Here is a 14,933-nt window from a genome sequence, read left to right on the forward strand (position 1 = left end):
TCCGCCGACGAGTGGAAGCTCCCGGGAGAGGACTCGAACCCCTACAATCAGGACCAAAACCTGACGTCCTGCCATTAGACGACCCGGGACGGTCTGAAACGGGCAAACCAAACAGCCCGCCGATCCCCTACACCTTAGCGTCCCTCCCCCGTGGCGACATCGCTCATTCCTTTCATGATCCCTTCGATCTTCCAGTAGAGCCGGCTCGACTGCGGGACGTAGACCGTGAGGCATCCCCGATACTCCGCACCGACGTTCTGTCGCGTCGTCCCCGGTCGGTGGCGCTTGAGCGAGGACCGCTGGAACTCCTCGGGCGGCACCCCGACCAGGTCGGCCCACCAGCGCACCGCCGCCGCCTCGTCCGCGGTCTCGTGAATGTGGACCCGGAACCGCAGGGCATCGCGAGCGACGCCGAGCGCCTCGACGAACCGCACGAACAGCAACACCAGCATCGGGTCGCTGTTGACGAACTTGAGCCGGCAGTCGTTGGGCCGCCAGGGTTTCGCCTTGGCGCCCTCACACCAGTAGATCGCCGCGCCGACCAGGATCAGCTCGCGGTAGCGGAGCCGCTTGACCCAGGCGGCGACCTTGGCCACCGTCTCGGCCCGCGCGGCGTCCCGGACGGTGCGGTACTCGCCCCACTGCGCGTCGGTCATCACCTTGGAGTGCGCCCGCCGCCGCGCCCTCGCCTCGTCGGAGTCGCGATCGAGCGGGAGGTGCCGCACCCACAGATAAGCCGTCGAGGGGGCCACCCCCACCCGCCTCGCAATCTCTGGGACGCTGCGCCCCTGCCGGCGCAGGCGGAGTGCCGCCTCGTAACGCGGCAACGACGATCGGCGAGGGCTGGGGTGCGCCGGCCCGGCGGCGAGCGGATCGGCCATGACCAGCAGGTTAGAACGCACGTACGACGTTCTCACCCATTCATTCCCGGAACTCTCCCGTGCGAACCGCGGTGCCTCAAGTTACGGTGACGTAGGCGTAACTTTGCGATCTTGCCCGACCCCTCTGCGAGGTGCCATGTCGACCGCTCTGCTGGACCCGAACAACGCCGCCGGCCCGAAGCCACTTACCCAGGGCGCCCAGTCTCCAGGCATCCTGGTCGCCCTCTGGGCGTTCGTCGTGATCCCCTTCGTGGCCCTGATCGCCGCCGTCCCGGTCGCCTGGGGCGGCTGGTTGAGCTGGACCGACGTCGCCATCGCGCTGGTCTGGTACGTGGTGTCCGGGCTCGGCATCACGGTCGGCTACCACCGCTACTTCACCCACGGCTCGTTCAAGGCCAAGCGGTGGCTGCGGATCGCCCTGGCGGTCTCCGGTTCGCTGGCGGTGCAGGGCGAGATCATCCAGTGGGTCGCCGACCACCGCCGCCACCACGCCTTCTCCGACCAGGAGGGCGATCCGCACTCGCCGTGGCGGTTCGGCGAGAGCCTCGGCGGGCTGGCCCGCGGCATGTTCCACGCCCACGTCGGCTGGCTCTTCGGCCGCGAACTGTCCAACCGGGAGCGCTTCGCGCCGGACCTGCTGGCCGACCGGGACATCAACCGGGTGGACCGGCTCTTCCCGCTGCTGGTCAGCGTCTCGGTGCTCGGCCCGGCGCTGATGGGCGGCCTGCTCACCTGGTCCTGGCAGGGCGCGCTCACCGCGCTCTTCTGGGGCGGCCTGGTGCGGATCGCCCTGCTGCACCACGTGACCTGGTCGATCAACTCGGTCTGCCACGTCTACGGTGAGCGCCCGTTCGCGGTGCGCCAGGGCGACCGGGCGTCCAACTTCTGGCCGCTGGCCATCCTGTCCTTCGGCGAGAGCTGGCACAACCTGCACCACGCCGACCCGACCAGCGCCCGGCACGGCGTGCTGCGCGGACAGGTGGACATCTCGGCCCGGGTGATCTGGCTGTTCGAGAAGGTCGGTGCGGCGTACGACGTGCGGTGGCCGAAGCCCGAACGGATCGCCGCGAAGCTCGTCAAGCCGGTCGCCGAGCGGTAAACCGGGCGGTGCCGGTGCGGGTTACCTGGCAGTATTGCCGGGTGACCGAGCGAAACGCTGGCTCCATCCCACGACAGGGCGTCACTGAACGCCGGCGAGGTGACGACATGGCGGACGCCGCGGGCAGGGATGCGAGCGCCGGCCGGCGGCGGGCGGTGCCAGCGGCGGCGGGCAAGACCACCTCGCGGGTACGCATGTCGGCGGCCCAGCGCCGGGAGCAGTTGATCTCGATCGGCCGGCAGATCTTCGCCGAGCGCGGGTTCGACGCCACCTCGATAGAGGAGGTGGCGGCCCGCGCCAAGGTCTCCAAGCCGGTGGTCTACGAGCACTTCGGCGGCAAGGAGGGGCTCTACGCGGTGGTGGTGGACCGGGAGGTCCGCGCCCTGCTGGACCGGATCACCACCGCGCTGACCGCCGGGCATCCGCGGGAGCTGCTGGAGCAGGCGGCGCTGGCCCTGCTGACGTACATCGAGGAGGAGACCAGCGGGTTCCGGGTGCTGGTGCGCGAGTCGCCGCTGATGTCGGCGACCGGCAATTTCAGCAGCGTGATGAACGACGTGGCGCACCAGGTGGAGCACATCCTGGGCGCGGAGTTCTCCAGCCGGGGGTACGACCCGAAGCTGGCCGAGCTCTACTCGCAGGCGCTGGTGGGCATGGTGGCGTTGATCGGCCGCTGGTGGCTGGAGGTGCGCAAGCCGCGCAAGGAGACGGTGGCCGCGCACCTGGTGAACCTGGCCTGGAACGGGTTGTCGCACCTGGAGGCCAAGCCGGGCCTGATCACGGTGCGGGGGCGCTGACCGGCCTCAGGGCCGGCGCAGGTGGGTCTCGTGCACCGGGTGGTTCCGGTGCTGCCGCAGCTCCTCGGCGTGCTCGTCGGTGCCGACCTTGTCGTACAGGCCGGTGCCGAGCAGGAGCAGGCCGAAGATCATCGACACCACGACGGTGGACATCGAGAAGTTGAGGAAGTTGGCCTCGGTCTGCAGCACGGACATCATGAGGATGCTGGTGACCAGGAAGATGACGCCGGCGGTCAGGTTCATGTAGTGGCCGAGGTTGCCGCGCCGGGACGCGCCGACGATCAGCACGATCCCGAACACCACGGAGGCCAGCGAGAACGCGAGGTTGGTGCGGAGCCCGAGCGCCCAGTCGCCGTCGCGCGCGAAGAGCGGGCCACCCCAGGTCAGGGCGACGCCCCAGACGCCGAAGACCAGGATGTAGAGCCCCACCAGCCCGGCCAGGACCCGGTAGATCGGTCGCGCCGGGTGGTTCACCGGAAAGTGCACCATCGCCCGTCCTCCGTCCGAATGGCAACAATTCACCAGGATTGTCACCCGGGGCGCCGGCACCTGTCCGCCGAACCGCCGGCCACACCCTCGGCCCGGCACGAACGAGAGCGGGCCCGGACGAACCGGGCCCGCGGCAGGGAGGAGGGATCAGAGGACGAGACGCGCCTTCTCGAACGCCTCGCGCTCCTCGTCGGTGCCGACCTTGCCGTACATCCCGACCATCAGCAGCACCAGGCTGAGCACCATCAGCACGATGACGGTTGCGACGCTGAAGTTGAAGATGTTCGCCTCGGTCTGCAGGAACGCCAGCCCGGCCAGGCTGACCGCCATCAGCAGGTACGCCAGCCACTGGTTGAGCACCACGTCGATGTTGCGGCCGATCGCGGTGCCGGCCAGCACGGCGAGCCCGAGCAGGACGCTGATCAGCGAGAAGCCGAGGTTGGTGCCCTGCCCGATGGACCGGGTGTCGTCCTGGGCGAGGACCTCGTTGCCGGCGCTCGCGATGATGCCGAGCACGCCGAAGACGACCAGGTACAGACCGGTGAGCCCGCCGATCGCCCGGTAGATCGGCCGCGCGGGGTGGTTGACGGGGGTGTGGGCCATGTCTGAGTCTCCAACGCCGTTCGGGTGAGGGTTCGCCGACGATTGTCCCGCACGTCGAGATGTGACGCCGCACACGGGTGCCGCGTGCCGGGCACCCGCCCGCGGCGGGGCCGGTCAGCTCGCCGGGATCTCGTCGGCGAGGGTCAGCCACGTCTCCTCGGTCCGCTCCCGCTCGGCCCGCAGCTCCTTGAGCTGGGCGTCGAGTTCGGCGACCTTGGCGTAGTCGGTGGCGTTCGCGGCGAGCTGGTCGAGCAGCGCCGCTTCCTTCTGCTCCAGCTTGGCGACCTGCCGTTCCAACCGGGCGAGTTCCTTGCGGGCCTGCCGGGCCTCGGCGGCGGACATGCCGGTGGCCGCGGCGGCCTTCGGCTGGGCGGGCGCCGCGGTCTCGGCCGGGGCGGCCCGGCCGGCGGCGCGGGCCAGGTACTCGTCGACGCCGCCGGGCAGGTGCACCAGCCGGCCGTCGCCGAACATCCCGTACGCGGTTTCGGTGACCCGTTCGATGAGGTAGCGGTCGTGGCTGGCCACCACGATGGTGCCGGGCCAGGAGTCGAGCAGGTCCTCTAGCGCGGCCAGGGTGTCGGTGTCCAGGTCGTTGGTGGGCTCGTCGAAGAGCAGCACGTTCGGCTCCCCGGCGAGCAGCCGGAGCATCTGCAGCCGGCGCCGCTCGCCGCCGGAGAGGTCGCCGACCGGGGTCCAGAGCCGCCGGTCGTCGAAGCCGAAGATCTCGGCGAGCTGGGCCGCGGAGATCTCCCGGTCGCCGAGCTGGACCCGCCGGGCGACCTCCTCGACCGCTTCGAGCACCCGCAGCTGGCTGGGGAGTTCGGCGAGTTCCTGGGAGAGGAACGCCGGCCGCACCGTGGAGCCGGCGGCGAACCGGCCGCCGTCGGGGCGGGTGACGCCGGCGAGCATCCGGAGCAGGGTGGTCTTGCCGGCTCCGTTGGCGCCGAGGATGGCGATCCGGTCGCCGGGCCCGACCTGCCAGGTGACGCCGTCGAGGATGGTCTTCGGGCCGGCGTGCAGGGTGACCTGCTCCAGGTCGTACACCTGCTTGCCGAGCCGGGCGGTGGCGAGCTTCTGCAGCGACATGGTGTCGCGCGGCGGTGGGACGTCGGCGATCAGCGCGTTGGCGGCCTCGATGCGGAACCGCGGCTTGGAGGTGCGGGCCGGCGCGCCGCGGCGCAGCCAGGCGATCTCCTTGCGGAGCAGGTTCTGCCGGCGGGCCTCGGTGGCGGCGGCGACCCGCTCCCGCTCGGCCCGGGCCAGGGTCCAGGCGGCGAAGCCGCCGTCGTAGGAGCGGACGGCCTGGTCGGCGACCTCCCAGGTGGTGGTGCAGACGGCGTCGAGGAACCAGCGGTCGTGAGTGACCACGACGAGGGCGCCCTTGCGGCCGAGCAGGTGCCGGGCCAGCCAGTCGACGCCGCCGACGTCGAGGTGGTTGGTGGGCTCGTCGAGGATGAGCAGGTCGGATTCGCGCACCAGCAGCGCGGCCAGGGCGACCCGGCGGCGTTCGCCGCCGGACATCGGGCCGACCGGCTGTTCCAGGCCGAGGTGCGGCATGCCGAGCCCGTCGAGGATGGCGCGGACACCGGCGTCGCCGGCCCACTCGTGCTCGGCGCCCATGCTCTCGCCGAGCCAGGCGGTGCCGAGCACGACGTCCCGCACGGTGGCGTCGGGGGCCAGCTGGAGGCTCTGCGGCAGCCAGGCGACCCGCAGGTCGCGGCGGTGGGTGACCCGCCCGTCGTCCGGTTCCTCCTGCTTGGTGAGCAGCCGCAGCAGGGTGGACTTGCCGGCGCCGTTGAGCCCGACGACGCCGATCCGGTCGGCGTCGTCCAGGCCGAGCGAGACGTCGGTGAGCAGCGGCCCGGCGGCGCCGTAGCCCTTGGACACCCGGTCCAGGTTGACGATGTTGGCCACTACCCACCTCCCATGATCAAGGCGTCCCGGGTGCGGGACGCCTGCGACAGTTGAGGGTACGCGGGTGCCGCGGCCGTCCGGCCGGGCGTCGGGCCCCCTGTCGGTCAACCGGTCCCCGCTTGCGCTTGTTCCGTCCGGCCGGAAGGCGGCGTCCGCCGGACAGCCGGGCGGCGGCCGGCCGGGACGGGTGCGCTGGCGGTGGGTGGTTCAGACGATGCGCGCCCCGGCGACCGGTCCGTGGGCCACCCGGGCCTCCCGGCACACCCCGGCGGCCGTCAGGTCGGCGGCGATCCGATCGGCGTGCGCCTCGTCGGTGGCGAGGAAGACGCAGGTCGGCCCGGAGCCGGAGACGATGCCGGCGAGCGCGCCGGCCGCCTCGCCGGCCTTCAGGGTGGCGGCGAGCGACGGGCGCATGGCCAGCGCGGCGTCCTGGAGGTCGTTGCCGAGGGCGGCGGCGAGCACCCGCGGGTCGCGCTGGCGCAGCGCGGCGAGCAGCGCGTCGGTGCTGCCGAGCGGGGGGCGGGCGGCGCCGGCCTCGCGGAGCCGGTCGAGTTCGGCGTAGGCGGCCGGGGTGGAGAGCCCGCCGTCGGCGATGGCCACCACCCAGTGCCAGGAGGTGGGGCGGGCCAGCACCGGGCTGACCGCCTCGCCCCGGCCGGTGCCCAGCGCGGTGCCGCCGTGGATCAGGAAGGGCACGTCGGAACCGAGGTCGGCGGCGATGCCGGCGAGTTCGTCGCGGGACAGCCCGGTGCCCCAGAGCGCGTCGCAGGCGACCAGTGCGGCGGCGGCGTCGGCGCTGCCGCCGGCCAGCCCGCCGGCGAGCGGGATCTGCTTGCGCAGGTGCAGCCGGGCGTGCGGGAGGACGCCGGCGTACCCGGCGAGCGCGTGGGCCGCCCGGATCACCAGGTTGGAGTCGTCCAGGGCCAGCTCGCCGGTGCCCTCGCCCTCCATGGTGAGGGTGAGCGTGTCGCCCCGGCGGGCGGTCAGCTCGTCGTGGATCGAGATGGCGTGGTAGACGGTGTTCAGCTCGTGGTAGCCGTCCCGGCGCAGTGGACCCACCCCGAGGTGCAGGTTGACCTTGGCGGGCACCCGTACCCGGACCGGCCCGCTGGCGCCCCGCCGCCGCGGGTCCTCGTCCTCCGGTCGCCACGCCTCGGTCACGGGACGTCGTCCCGGACGCGCGGGCGGACCTCGAACGGCTTTTCCACGATCTGCTCCTCGGCGCAGTGGCGGCCGGGCTCGCGCCGGCTGCCGACCAGGGGGTACGGGTACACGTGCACCGGCCCTCGGCGGACCCGGCGCCAGCCTACTGGGCGTTGGGTGCGGCGGCCGGAGCCGACGCGGCGATGGCGGCGAACTGCTCCACGGTGAGTGACTCTCCGCGTGCGCCGGGGTCGACCCCGGCCGCGGTGAGCGCGGCGGCGGCCCGGTCGGCGCCGCCGGCCCAGCCGGCCAACGCGGCGCGCAGGGTCTTGCGGCGCTGCGCGAACGCCGCGTCCACCACGGCGAAGACCCGCTCCCGGGGCACCTCCGGCCGGGGCGGCTCGCGGCGGGTGAAGGCGACCAGCCCCGAGTCGACGTTCGGCACCGGCCAGAACACGTTCGGCGGCACCCGACCGGCGGCCCGGGCCGTGGCGTACCAGGCGAGCTTGACCGACGGCACGCCGTACACCTTGGTGCCGGGACCGGCGACCAGCCGGTCGGCCACCTCCTTCTGCACCATCACCAGGCCGTGCCGCAGGCTGGGCAGCTCGGCGAGCAGGTGCAGCACCACCGGCACGGCCACGTTGTAGGGCAGGTTCGCCACCAGCGCGGTCGGCGCCGGGTCGGCCAGTTCGGCGGCGCCGATCCGCAGCGCGTCGGCCCGGTGCACGGTGAGCCGGCCGGCGTCCGGGCCGGCGTGCCGCGCGGCGGTCTCCGGCAGGGCCCCGGCCAGCACCGGGTCGATCTCGACGGCGTGCACGTGCGCGGCGACCGGGAGCAGGGCCAGGGTGAGCGAACCGAGGCCGGGGCCGACCTCCAGCGCCACGTCCTCCGGGGCGAGCCCGGCGGCGGTGACGATCCGGCGGACGGTGTTCGGGTCGTGCACGAAGTTCTGGCCCAGCTTCTTGGTGGGCGCGACACCCAGCCGGGCGGCGAGGTCCCGGATCTCCGCCGGGCCGAGCAGGCCGCCCGGCCCGCGCGGCGGCTCGACGCCGGCCGGGCTCACCACGGGCCGAAGACCCGGTCGCCGGTGGCGGAGATGGCCGCGCAGAGCTGGTCCAGGTCGGCGCCGGTGGTGGCGGCGAGCGACCGGACGGTCAGCGGGATGAGGTACGAGGCGTTGGGGCGGCCCCGGTGCGGCATCGGGGTGAGGTACGGGGCGTCGGTCTCCACCAGGAGCTGGTCCAGCGGGGTGAGCGCGGCGGCCTCGCGCAGGGCGCCGGCGCTGCCGAAGGTGACCGTGCCGGCGAAGCTGAGCAGGTAGCCGCGGCGGACGCACTCGGCGGCGAAGTCGGCGTCGCCGGAGAAGCAGTGCAGCACCACGGTGTCCGGCGCGCCCTCGTCGTCGAGGATGCGCAGCACGTCGGCGTGCGCGTCCCGGTCGTGGATGACCAGCGCCTTGCGGTACCGCTTGGCGATCGCGATGTGCGCCCGGAAGCTCTCCTCCTGGGCGGCGCGGCCCTCGTCGCCGGTGCGGTAGAAGTCCATCCCGGTCTCGCCGACGCCGCGGACCCGGTCCCGGGCGGCCAGCGCCTCGATCTCGCGCAGCGCCTCGTCCAGGTCGCCGAGCCGGGGCGCCTCGTTGGGGTGCAGCGCCACGGTGGCCAGCACCGCCGGGTACCGCTCGGCGGTCTCCGCGCCCCAGCGGGAGGAGTCCACGTCCACCCCGACCTGCACCAGCCGGTCGACGCCGACCGCGGCGGCGACCGCGACGGCCGCGGCGACCGGGTCGTCGGCGGGCCCGCCACCGGGTACGCCGGCCTCGCTGACGGTGATGTCGAGGTGGGTGTGGCTGTCCAGCACCGGGCCGGGCAGCGGCTCGGGCGCGGGCGGGAACTCCCCGGCGCGGCGGGCGGCCCGGGCGCGGCGGGATTCGGCGCGCCCGCTCGTCTCTTCGGTTGGCTCGGTCATCACCCAAAGGATCACACACCGGCCGGGGCCACCCGACCGCCACCTGATGTTCACCTCGGCTACCCAGGGCGACTCTACGGTCGCGGGGTGGATAAGCGGACGGAGCGCAGCGGAGTGCCGGCATGAGCGAGCGTCAGCGAGCGAATCATCGACTCAGCGCGGGGGTGCCTCATGGCGGCACGGAGCGCAGCGGAGTGCCGGCATGAGCGAGCGTCAGCGAGCGAATCATCGACTCAGCGCGGGGGTGCCTCATGGCGGCACGGAGCGCAGCGGAGTGCCGGCATGAGCGAGCGTCAGCGAGCGAATCATCGACTCAGCGCGGGGGTGCCTCATGGCGGCACGGAGCGCAGCGGAGTGCCGGCATGAGCGAGCGTCAGCGAGCGAATCATCGACTCAGCGCGGGGGTGCCTCATGGCGGCACGGAGCGCAGCGGAGTGCCGGCATGAGCGAGCGTCAGCGAGCGAATCATCGACTCAGCGCGGGGGTGCCTCATGGCGGCACGGAGCGCAGCGGAGTGCCGGCATGAGCGAGCGTCAGCGAGCGAATCATCGACTCAGCGCGGGGGTGCCTCATGGCGGCACGGAGCGCAGCGGAGTGCCGGCATGAGCGAGCGTCAGCGAGCGAATCATCGACTCAGCGCGGGGGTGCCTCATGGCGGCACGGAGCGCAGCGGAGTGCCGGCATGAGCGAGCGTCAGCGAGCGAATCATCGACTCAGCGCGGAGGTGCCTCATGGCGGCACGGAGCGCAGCGGAGTGCCGACATGAGCGAGCGTCAGCGAGCGAATCATCGACTCAGCGCGGAGGTGCCTCATGGCGGCACGGAGCGCAGCGGAGTGCCGGCATGAGTGTCCTGCCCCAGGCCGGTGGGGACGCCGGTCAGCGGACCGGGCTGCGGGTGGCGTACGGCGGCGCGGTGTACCCGGCCGAGGAGATCGCCCGGGGTGCGGCGTACGAGTTGTTCAGCGCCGACGAGGTGGCCGGCTTCGAGCGGTCGCCGCGGCCGGGCAGCGCGCTGCCGTGGCGCCGGTTCGTGCACGTCACCGAGGTGAGCGCGGTGTACGGGGCGCCGGTGCCGGCCGAGGAGCCGGAGGCGCCGCTGATGCTGCCGGCGCACCGGGAGCACGGCTGGGCGCAGGTGCAGCAGTTGAGCCAGCAGCCGGCCGCGGCCGGCGACCCGGTGCTCGCCGCGGTGCGCGGCTCGGCGGTGATCCGGCGGGGCACCCGGATGGTGAAGGTGCTCTCCCCGGGGCAGCTCGCCGGTCACCTGCGGGGCTGGCTGCCGCACGGGTTCTGCTACCGGGAACACGACGTGGCGCACCTGCGCGGCGCGGCGGCCACCGCGGTGCTGCGTACCGACTCCGACAGCGGGCCGGGCGACGTGACGTACGTGCTGCGCTGGCGGGCGGCCGACCCGGGCGACTACGCGGCGCCGGTCGGCGCGGCGCACCGGGGGCTGACCGCGCTGCCGCCCCGGGACCGGCTGGGCCCGCCGGTGCTGGGCACCGGGTTCGTGCCGAGCGGCAGCCAGCTCGTCCCGGAGTTCGTCACCCGGGACTTCGCCGACCTGCCGATGCCGGCGAACGCCACCCTGCTCGCCTACCCGGCCGAGGGGGTGGAGGTGGTGCTCTACAGCTACCAGGCGGAGCAGCGGGGCTGGCTGCGGATGGTCGGCCCGCAGTGGCGGCACCTGCTCGCCGCGGTGCCCGGGCTCTCCCCCGACCAGGAGTACCTGCCGACCGGCGAGGTGCCCCGCTCGACCCAGTTGGTCGGCGCGTACGCCGGCGGCGAGTACGAGGCGGTGGCCGACCTGCCCGGCGGGTTCCGGGTGCTGGCGATGACCCGGGCCGCCCGCTACCCGGTCGACGCGGTGGCCCGGCGGCTGCGCCACGCCCGTTGGCGGGGGGTGGACTGCCTGGTGCTCCGGGAGGAGGCCGGCTGGCTGCGGATCCGGCTCCGCCGGCCGGATCCGGACGCGGTGGTCGCGACCGGGGCGCAGTGCCAGGAACGGGGCGTCTACGAGACCTGGGCGCCGGCCGCCGAGGTCACCGACGACCGGGTGGTGGACCTGCCCTATCAGCTCTGACCGGAATACCGGCCCACGCCGTGGGAATGCGCCGAGCCGACGACGAGCCCGGAGTTCAGGAGTGAGCATGCCCTTCATCACGGTGGGTACGGAGAATTCCGCCCCGATCGACCTGTACTACGAGGACCACGGCAGCGGCCAGCCGATCGTCCTGATCCACGGCTTTCCGTTCAACGGAGCGACCTGGGAGAAGATGAGCGGCCCGCTGCTCGCTGCCGGCTACCGGGTGATCACCTACGACCGGCGTGGCTTCGGCAACTCGGCGCAGCCCGGCTTCGGCTACGACTACGACACCTTCGCCGCCGACCTCGACGTGTTGATGACCGAGCTGGACCTGCGCAACGCGATCCTGGTCGGGCACTCGATGGGCACCGGCGAGGTGACCCGTTACCTCGGGGCGTACGGCTCGAACCGGGTGGACCGGGCGGTGCTGATGGCCCCGCTGGCACCGTTCCTGCTGAAGACGGCGGACGACCCGCAGGGTGTGGAGAAGAGCATCTTCGAGGGGTTCCAGAAGGCGATCATCGACGACCGCTTCGCCTTCCTCACCCAGTTCTGCAACAACTTCTTCAACTGGGACGAGAACAAGGGCAAGGTGGTCAGCGAGGAGGCGTACCGGGCGCACTGGGAGATCGGCGCGCGGGCCTCGGCGAAGGGCACCCACGACTCCGTGGACGCCTGGCAGACCGACTTCCGCAACGACGTGCCGAACATCGACGTCCCGGTGTTGATCATCCAGGGGGACAGGGACAACGTGCTGCCCTACCCGGTGACCGGGCAGCGCCTCGCGCCGATGCTGCGCGACGGCAAGCTGGTCACCCTGGCCGGGGCCCCGCACGGCACTCCGTGGACGCACCCGACCGAGGTGAACAAGGCGATCATGGAGTTCATCGGCGCGCCGGCGATGGCCCGCGCCTGACCACGTACGCGGCGCGGCCCCGGGGACTCCCCCGGGGCCGCGTTCCGGGTACGCCGGCTCAGCCGCCGAGCCGGGCCAGTTCCTCGTCCACGATCGACGGGTCGAGCTTGCGGAAGACCGGCTTCGGGGCGGCCAGCGGCCGGCCCACCGCCAGCGACACCGACTCCCAGCGCGCGCCGACCGTGTAGTCCCCCGTCAGCACCGGGTACGCCGGCCCGCCGTCGAGGTCCTCGACCTCCTCGATGACCGGCATCGGGGCGTGCACCCCGGTGCCGCCGAGCAGCTCGTGCACCTTCTGCGCGGAGTGCGGCAGGAACGGGGTGAGCAGCGTGTTGGCGTCGCTGACCACCTGGAGGGCGACGTGCAGGATGGTGCCCATCCGCGGCTTGTCCGCCTCGTCCTTCAGCTTCCACGGGGCCTGCTCGGAGAGGTACCTGTTGGCCTCGGCGACCACCCGCATCGCCTCGCCGATGGCCTGCTTCTGCCGGTGCCGGGCGATCAGGTCGCCGACCGTGGCGAAGCCGGCCCGGGCCACCGCGAGCAGCGCCTCGTCGGCCTCGGTGAGCCCGGCCGGGTCGACCGGCGGGATCGCGCCGAAGTTCTTCGCCGCCATCGAGATGGACCGGTTGACCAGGTTGCCCCAGCCGGCGACCAGCTCGTCGTTGTTGCGGCGGAGGAACTCGGCCCAGGTGAAGTCGGTGTCGTTGCTCTCCGGGCCGGCGGCGGCGATGAAGTAGCGCAGCGCGTCGGCGTCGTAGCGCTCCAGGAAGTCCCGGACGTAGATGACCACCCGGCGGGACGAGGAGAACTTGCGCCCCTCCATGGTCAGGTACTCGCTGGAGACCACCTCGGTGGGCAGGTTGAGCCGCCCGAGCTGGCCCGGCTCGCCGTCGCGCAACCCCTCGCCGGAGTAGCCGGCGAGCAGCGCCGGCCAGATCACCGAGTGGAAGACGATGTTGTCCTTGCCCATGAAGTAGTAGGCGCGGGCGTCCTTGCCCTCCCCGTCGGCGGACCACCACTTCCGCCACGCCTCCGGGTCGCCGGAGCGGCGGGCCCACTCGATGGAGGCGGACAGGTAGCCGATCACCGCGTCGAACCAGACGTAGATCCGCTTGTCCGGGCGGTCCCGCCAACCCTCCAGCGGGATCGGCACGCCCCACTCCAGGTCCCGGGTGATGGCCCGGGGCTGGAGGTCGTCGAGCAGGTTCCTGGAGAAGCGCAGCACGTTCGGCCGCCATCCCTCGCGGGTGTCCAGCCACTGCCGCAGCACGTCGGCCAGGGCCGGCAGGTCGAGGAAGAAGTGCTCGGTCTCCACGAACTCCGGCGTCTCGCCGTTGATCTTCGAGCGGGGCTCGATCAGGTCGATCGGGTCGAGCTGGTTGCCGCAGTTGTCGCACTGGTCGCCGCGGGCGCTGGCGTAGCCGCAGATCGGGCAGGTGCCCTCGATGTAGCGGTCGGGCAGGGTCCGGCCGGTGGACGGGGAGATCGCCCCCATGGTGGTCTTGGGCACGATGTAGCCGTTGCGGTACATCCCCTCGAACAGCTCCTGCACCACGGCGTAGTGGTTGCCGGTGGTGGTGCGGGTGAACAGGTCGTAGGAGAGGCCGAGGCCGTGCAGGTCCTCCACGATCACCCGGTTGTAGCGGTCGGCCAGTTCGCGCGGGGTGACCCCCTCGGCGTCCGCCTGCACCTGGATCGGGGTGCCGTGCTCGTCCGTGCCGGAGACCATGAGCACGTCGTGGCCGGCCATCCGCATGTACCGGCTGAAGACGTCGGAGGGAACGCCGAAACCGGAGACGTGGCCGATGTGGCGCGGGCCGTTGGCGTACGGCCAGGCTACCGCCGCGAGAACGTGACTCATGAGCAGCAAGCCTAGTGACCCGGGCGGCGCGGTCGCGAACCAATAGGGCTCCGCGGGTCGGCGGTCCGGCCGGGCCACCTCGACCATTGGTCCGATTTGTCCCCGACACGCGCCGTGAACTGCCAATACGCCTTCCGGCCCCGGTGTCCAATGAACGTCGTGACTGGCAGCCGAGCGACCCACGACCGTGACGATCGTCCATCCGGCCCGGCCGTCGGGGACGCCCGCCGGGACTCGGTCGGGCCGCCACGGGCCGGCGCCGTCGCGCCGCATCCCCGGCCGGAGGCCAGCCCGGCGGCCCCGGCCGCCGACGACCCGACGGCCGGGCCGCCCGTCGAGGTCGAGCCCACCACCGGGGCGCCGGTGGACGCCGTCCCGCGCCGGGTTCCGGTCCGGCAGCCGAACGGGGGGCGGCGCCGGCGCGGCCGGCTCTCCGACGGGGGCGACGACGAGTTCTGGGCGCCGATCGAGGAGGTGCACTGGGACGGCACCCCGATCCGGCCGGACCCGGCGCCGGACCGGGACCGGCCGGCGGGCGACGCCGGGAGCCGGACCCGGCGGGCGGACCGGACGCCGCGCCCTCCCGACCCGCCGCGCGGGCTGGCCGTGCTGGTGGGCCTCAGCCTGGCGGCGGCGTTCTTCGCCTGGGTCAGCGCCGGGCCGTTCTGGGTCGCGCTCGGGCACGCCACGCCGGGCACCGTGGTGGTGGTCGACTGCGCCGGTGACGGGCTGGGCCAGCGCTGCCGGGGCATCTTCACCGCCGTCGAGGGGCGGTACGTCGCGCACGGCGTGCGGGTCAGCGGGGTGCCGGCCGGGCGCACCGCGCCGGGCTCGACCCTCGCCGCCCGGATGACCGGCCCGGACGGCGGCACCGCGTACGCCGACCACGGCGTCGGGGCCCACCTGCGCTGGCTGCTCGGGCTGCTCGCGGTGGCCGGCTGCGCGGCCGGGACCGCCCGGTGGACCGGGGCCACCCGGCTCGCCGACCCCCGGCAGCGTCGCTGGGCGGTGGCCGCCGCCGCGGCCGGCCCCGCGCTGATCACCGCGGGCTTCCTGGTCTTCGCCTGGTAACCGCCGCGGGCGGCGCTGCCGGCCGCACGCGGCGCGGACCCGCCCGTGCCGGTACGGCCGGCGGTGTCGACGCGGCCCCGGCCGCGGCGTCGACCGCCGGT

Annotated in this window: 14 protein-coding genes and 1 tRNA gene; 5 read left to right on the forward strand and 10 right to left on the reverse strand. The window is 73.3% G+C overall.

What is annotated here, in order from left to right:
• Window positions 1–18: 18 nt before the first annotated feature.
• Together GA0070609_RS25390 and GA0070609_RS25395 are read right to left on the reverse strand one after the other, a co-directional pair.
• A tRNA-Gln gene (locus GA0070609_RS25390) sits at window positions 19–89 on the reverse strand.
• Between the two features lie 45 nt (window positions 90–134).
• Window positions 135–881: a helix-turn-helix domain-containing protein gene (locus GA0070609_RS25395; RefSeq protein WP_157748296.1), complete on the reverse strand. Its 747-nt coding sequence runs from the start codon at window positions 879–881 to the stop codon at window positions 135–137.
• 136 nt (window positions 882–1,017) lie between these two features.
• On the opposite strand from GA0070609_RS25395, the gene GA0070609_RS25400 reads away from it, so the two are divergent.
• Together GA0070609_RS25400 and GA0070609_RS25405 are read left to right on the forward strand one after the other, a co-directional pair.
• Window positions 1,018–1,980 carry an acyl-CoA desaturase gene (locus GA0070609_RS25400; protein WP_088996120.1) on the forward strand — a complete coding sequence of 321 codons (963 nt, stop codon included), beginning with the start codon at window positions 1,018–1,020 and terminating at the stop codon, window positions 1,978–1,980.
• A 107-nt stretch (window positions 1,981–2,087) separates the two neighbouring features.
• Window positions 2,088–2,777, forward strand: a complete 690-nt coding sequence (locus GA0070609_RS25405) for a TetR/AcrR family transcriptional regulator (RefSeq protein WP_088996121.1) — start codon at window positions 2,088–2,090, stop codon at window positions 2,775–2,777.
• 6 nt (window positions 2,778–2,783) lie between these two features.
• Here GA0070609_RS25405 and GA0070609_RS25410 read toward each other — a convergent pair whose 3' ends face one another.
• The 7 genes from GA0070609_RS25410 to GA0070609_RS25435 form a co-directional block, all read right to left on the reverse strand.
• Complete coding sequence (locus tag GA0070609_RS25410) at window positions 2,784–3,266, reverse strand: DUF4383 domain-containing protein (protein WP_088996122.1); 483 nt, start codon at window positions 3,264–3,266, stop codon at window positions 2,784–2,786.
• A 147-nt stretch (window positions 3,267–3,413) separates the two neighbouring features.
• A complete protein-coding gene (locus GA0070609_RS25415) occupies window positions 3,414–3,869 on the reverse strand; it encodes a DUF4383 domain-containing protein (RefSeq protein WP_088996123.1) in 456 nt (151 codons plus the stop codon).
• A gap of 114 nt (window positions 3,870–3,983) precedes the next feature.
• A complete protein-coding gene (locus GA0070609_RS25420) occupies window positions 3,984–5,783 on the reverse strand; it encodes an ABC-F family ATP-binding cassette domain-containing protein (RefSeq protein WP_088996124.1) in 1,800 nt (599 codons plus the stop codon).
• A 207-nt stretch (window positions 5,784–5,990) separates the two neighbouring features.
• A complete protein-coding gene (locus tag GA0070609_RS25425) occupies window positions 5,991–6,944 on the reverse strand; it encodes a 4-(cytidine 5'-diphospho)-2-C-methyl-D-erythritol kinase (RefSeq protein ID WP_088996125.1) in 954 nt (317 codons plus the stop codon).
• On the reverse strand, window positions 6,941–7,063 hold the full coding sequence (locus GA0070609_RS34950) for a hypothetical protein (RefSeq protein WP_269459262.1): 123 nt from the start codon (window positions 7,061–7,063) through the stop codon (window positions 6,941–6,943). The genes GA0070609_RS25425 and GA0070609_RS34950 overlap by 4 nt, the downstream gene beginning before the upstream one ends.
• A 26-nt stretch (window positions 7,064–7,089) precedes the next feature.
• Window positions 7,090–7,992: a 16S rRNA (adenine(1518)-N(6)/adenine(1519)-N(6))-dimethyltransferase RsmA gene (gene rsmA, locus GA0070609_RS25430; protein WP_088997957.1), complete on the reverse strand. Its 903-nt coding sequence runs from the start codon at window positions 7,990–7,992 to the stop codon at window positions 7,090–7,092.
• Window positions 7,989–8,909, reverse strand: a complete 921-nt coding sequence (locus tag GA0070609_RS25435) for a TatD family hydrolase (RefSeq protein ID WP_393343508.1) — start codon at window positions 8,907–8,909, stop codon at window positions 7,989–7,991. The genes rsmA and GA0070609_RS25435 overlap by 4 nt, the downstream gene beginning before the upstream one ends.
• Before the next feature lie 830 nt (window positions 8,910–9,739).
• Between GA0070609_RS25435 and GA0070609_RS25440 the strand changes: the two genes are divergently transcribed.
• Window positions 9,740–10,981, forward strand: a complete 1,242-nt coding sequence (locus GA0070609_RS25440) for a hypothetical protein (RefSeq protein WP_088996127.1) — start codon at window positions 9,740–9,742, stop codon at window positions 10,979–10,981.
• 67 nt (window positions 10,982–11,048) lie between these two features.
• Complete coding sequence (locus GA0070609_RS25445) at window positions 11,049–11,900, forward strand: alpha/beta fold hydrolase (protein ID WP_088997958.1); 852 nt, start codon at window positions 11,049–11,051, stop codon at window positions 11,898–11,900.
• Window positions 11,901–11,958: 58 nt separating this feature from the next.
• Here GA0070609_RS25445 and metG read toward each other — a convergent pair whose 3' ends face one another.
• Entirely contained in the window at window positions 11,959–13,761 is a 1,803-nt protein-coding gene (metG, locus tag GA0070609_RS25450) for a methionine--tRNA ligase (RefSeq protein WP_088997959.1), read from the reverse strand.
• Between the two features lie 150 nt (window positions 13,762–13,911).
• Here metG and GA0070609_RS25455 point away from each other — a divergent pair, with 150 nt between their 5' ends.
• A complete protein-coding gene (locus tag GA0070609_RS25455) occupies window positions 13,912–14,832 on the forward strand; it encodes a hypothetical protein (RefSeq protein ID WP_231928412.1) in 921 nt (306 codons plus the stop codon).
• Window positions 14,833–14,933 lie beyond the last annotated feature (101 nt).

This window comes from Micromonospora echinaurantiaca (assembly GCF_900090235.1).
Lineage (GTDB): Bacteria > Actinomycetota > Actinomycetes > Mycobacteriales > Micromonosporaceae > Micromonospora > Micromonospora echinaurantiaca.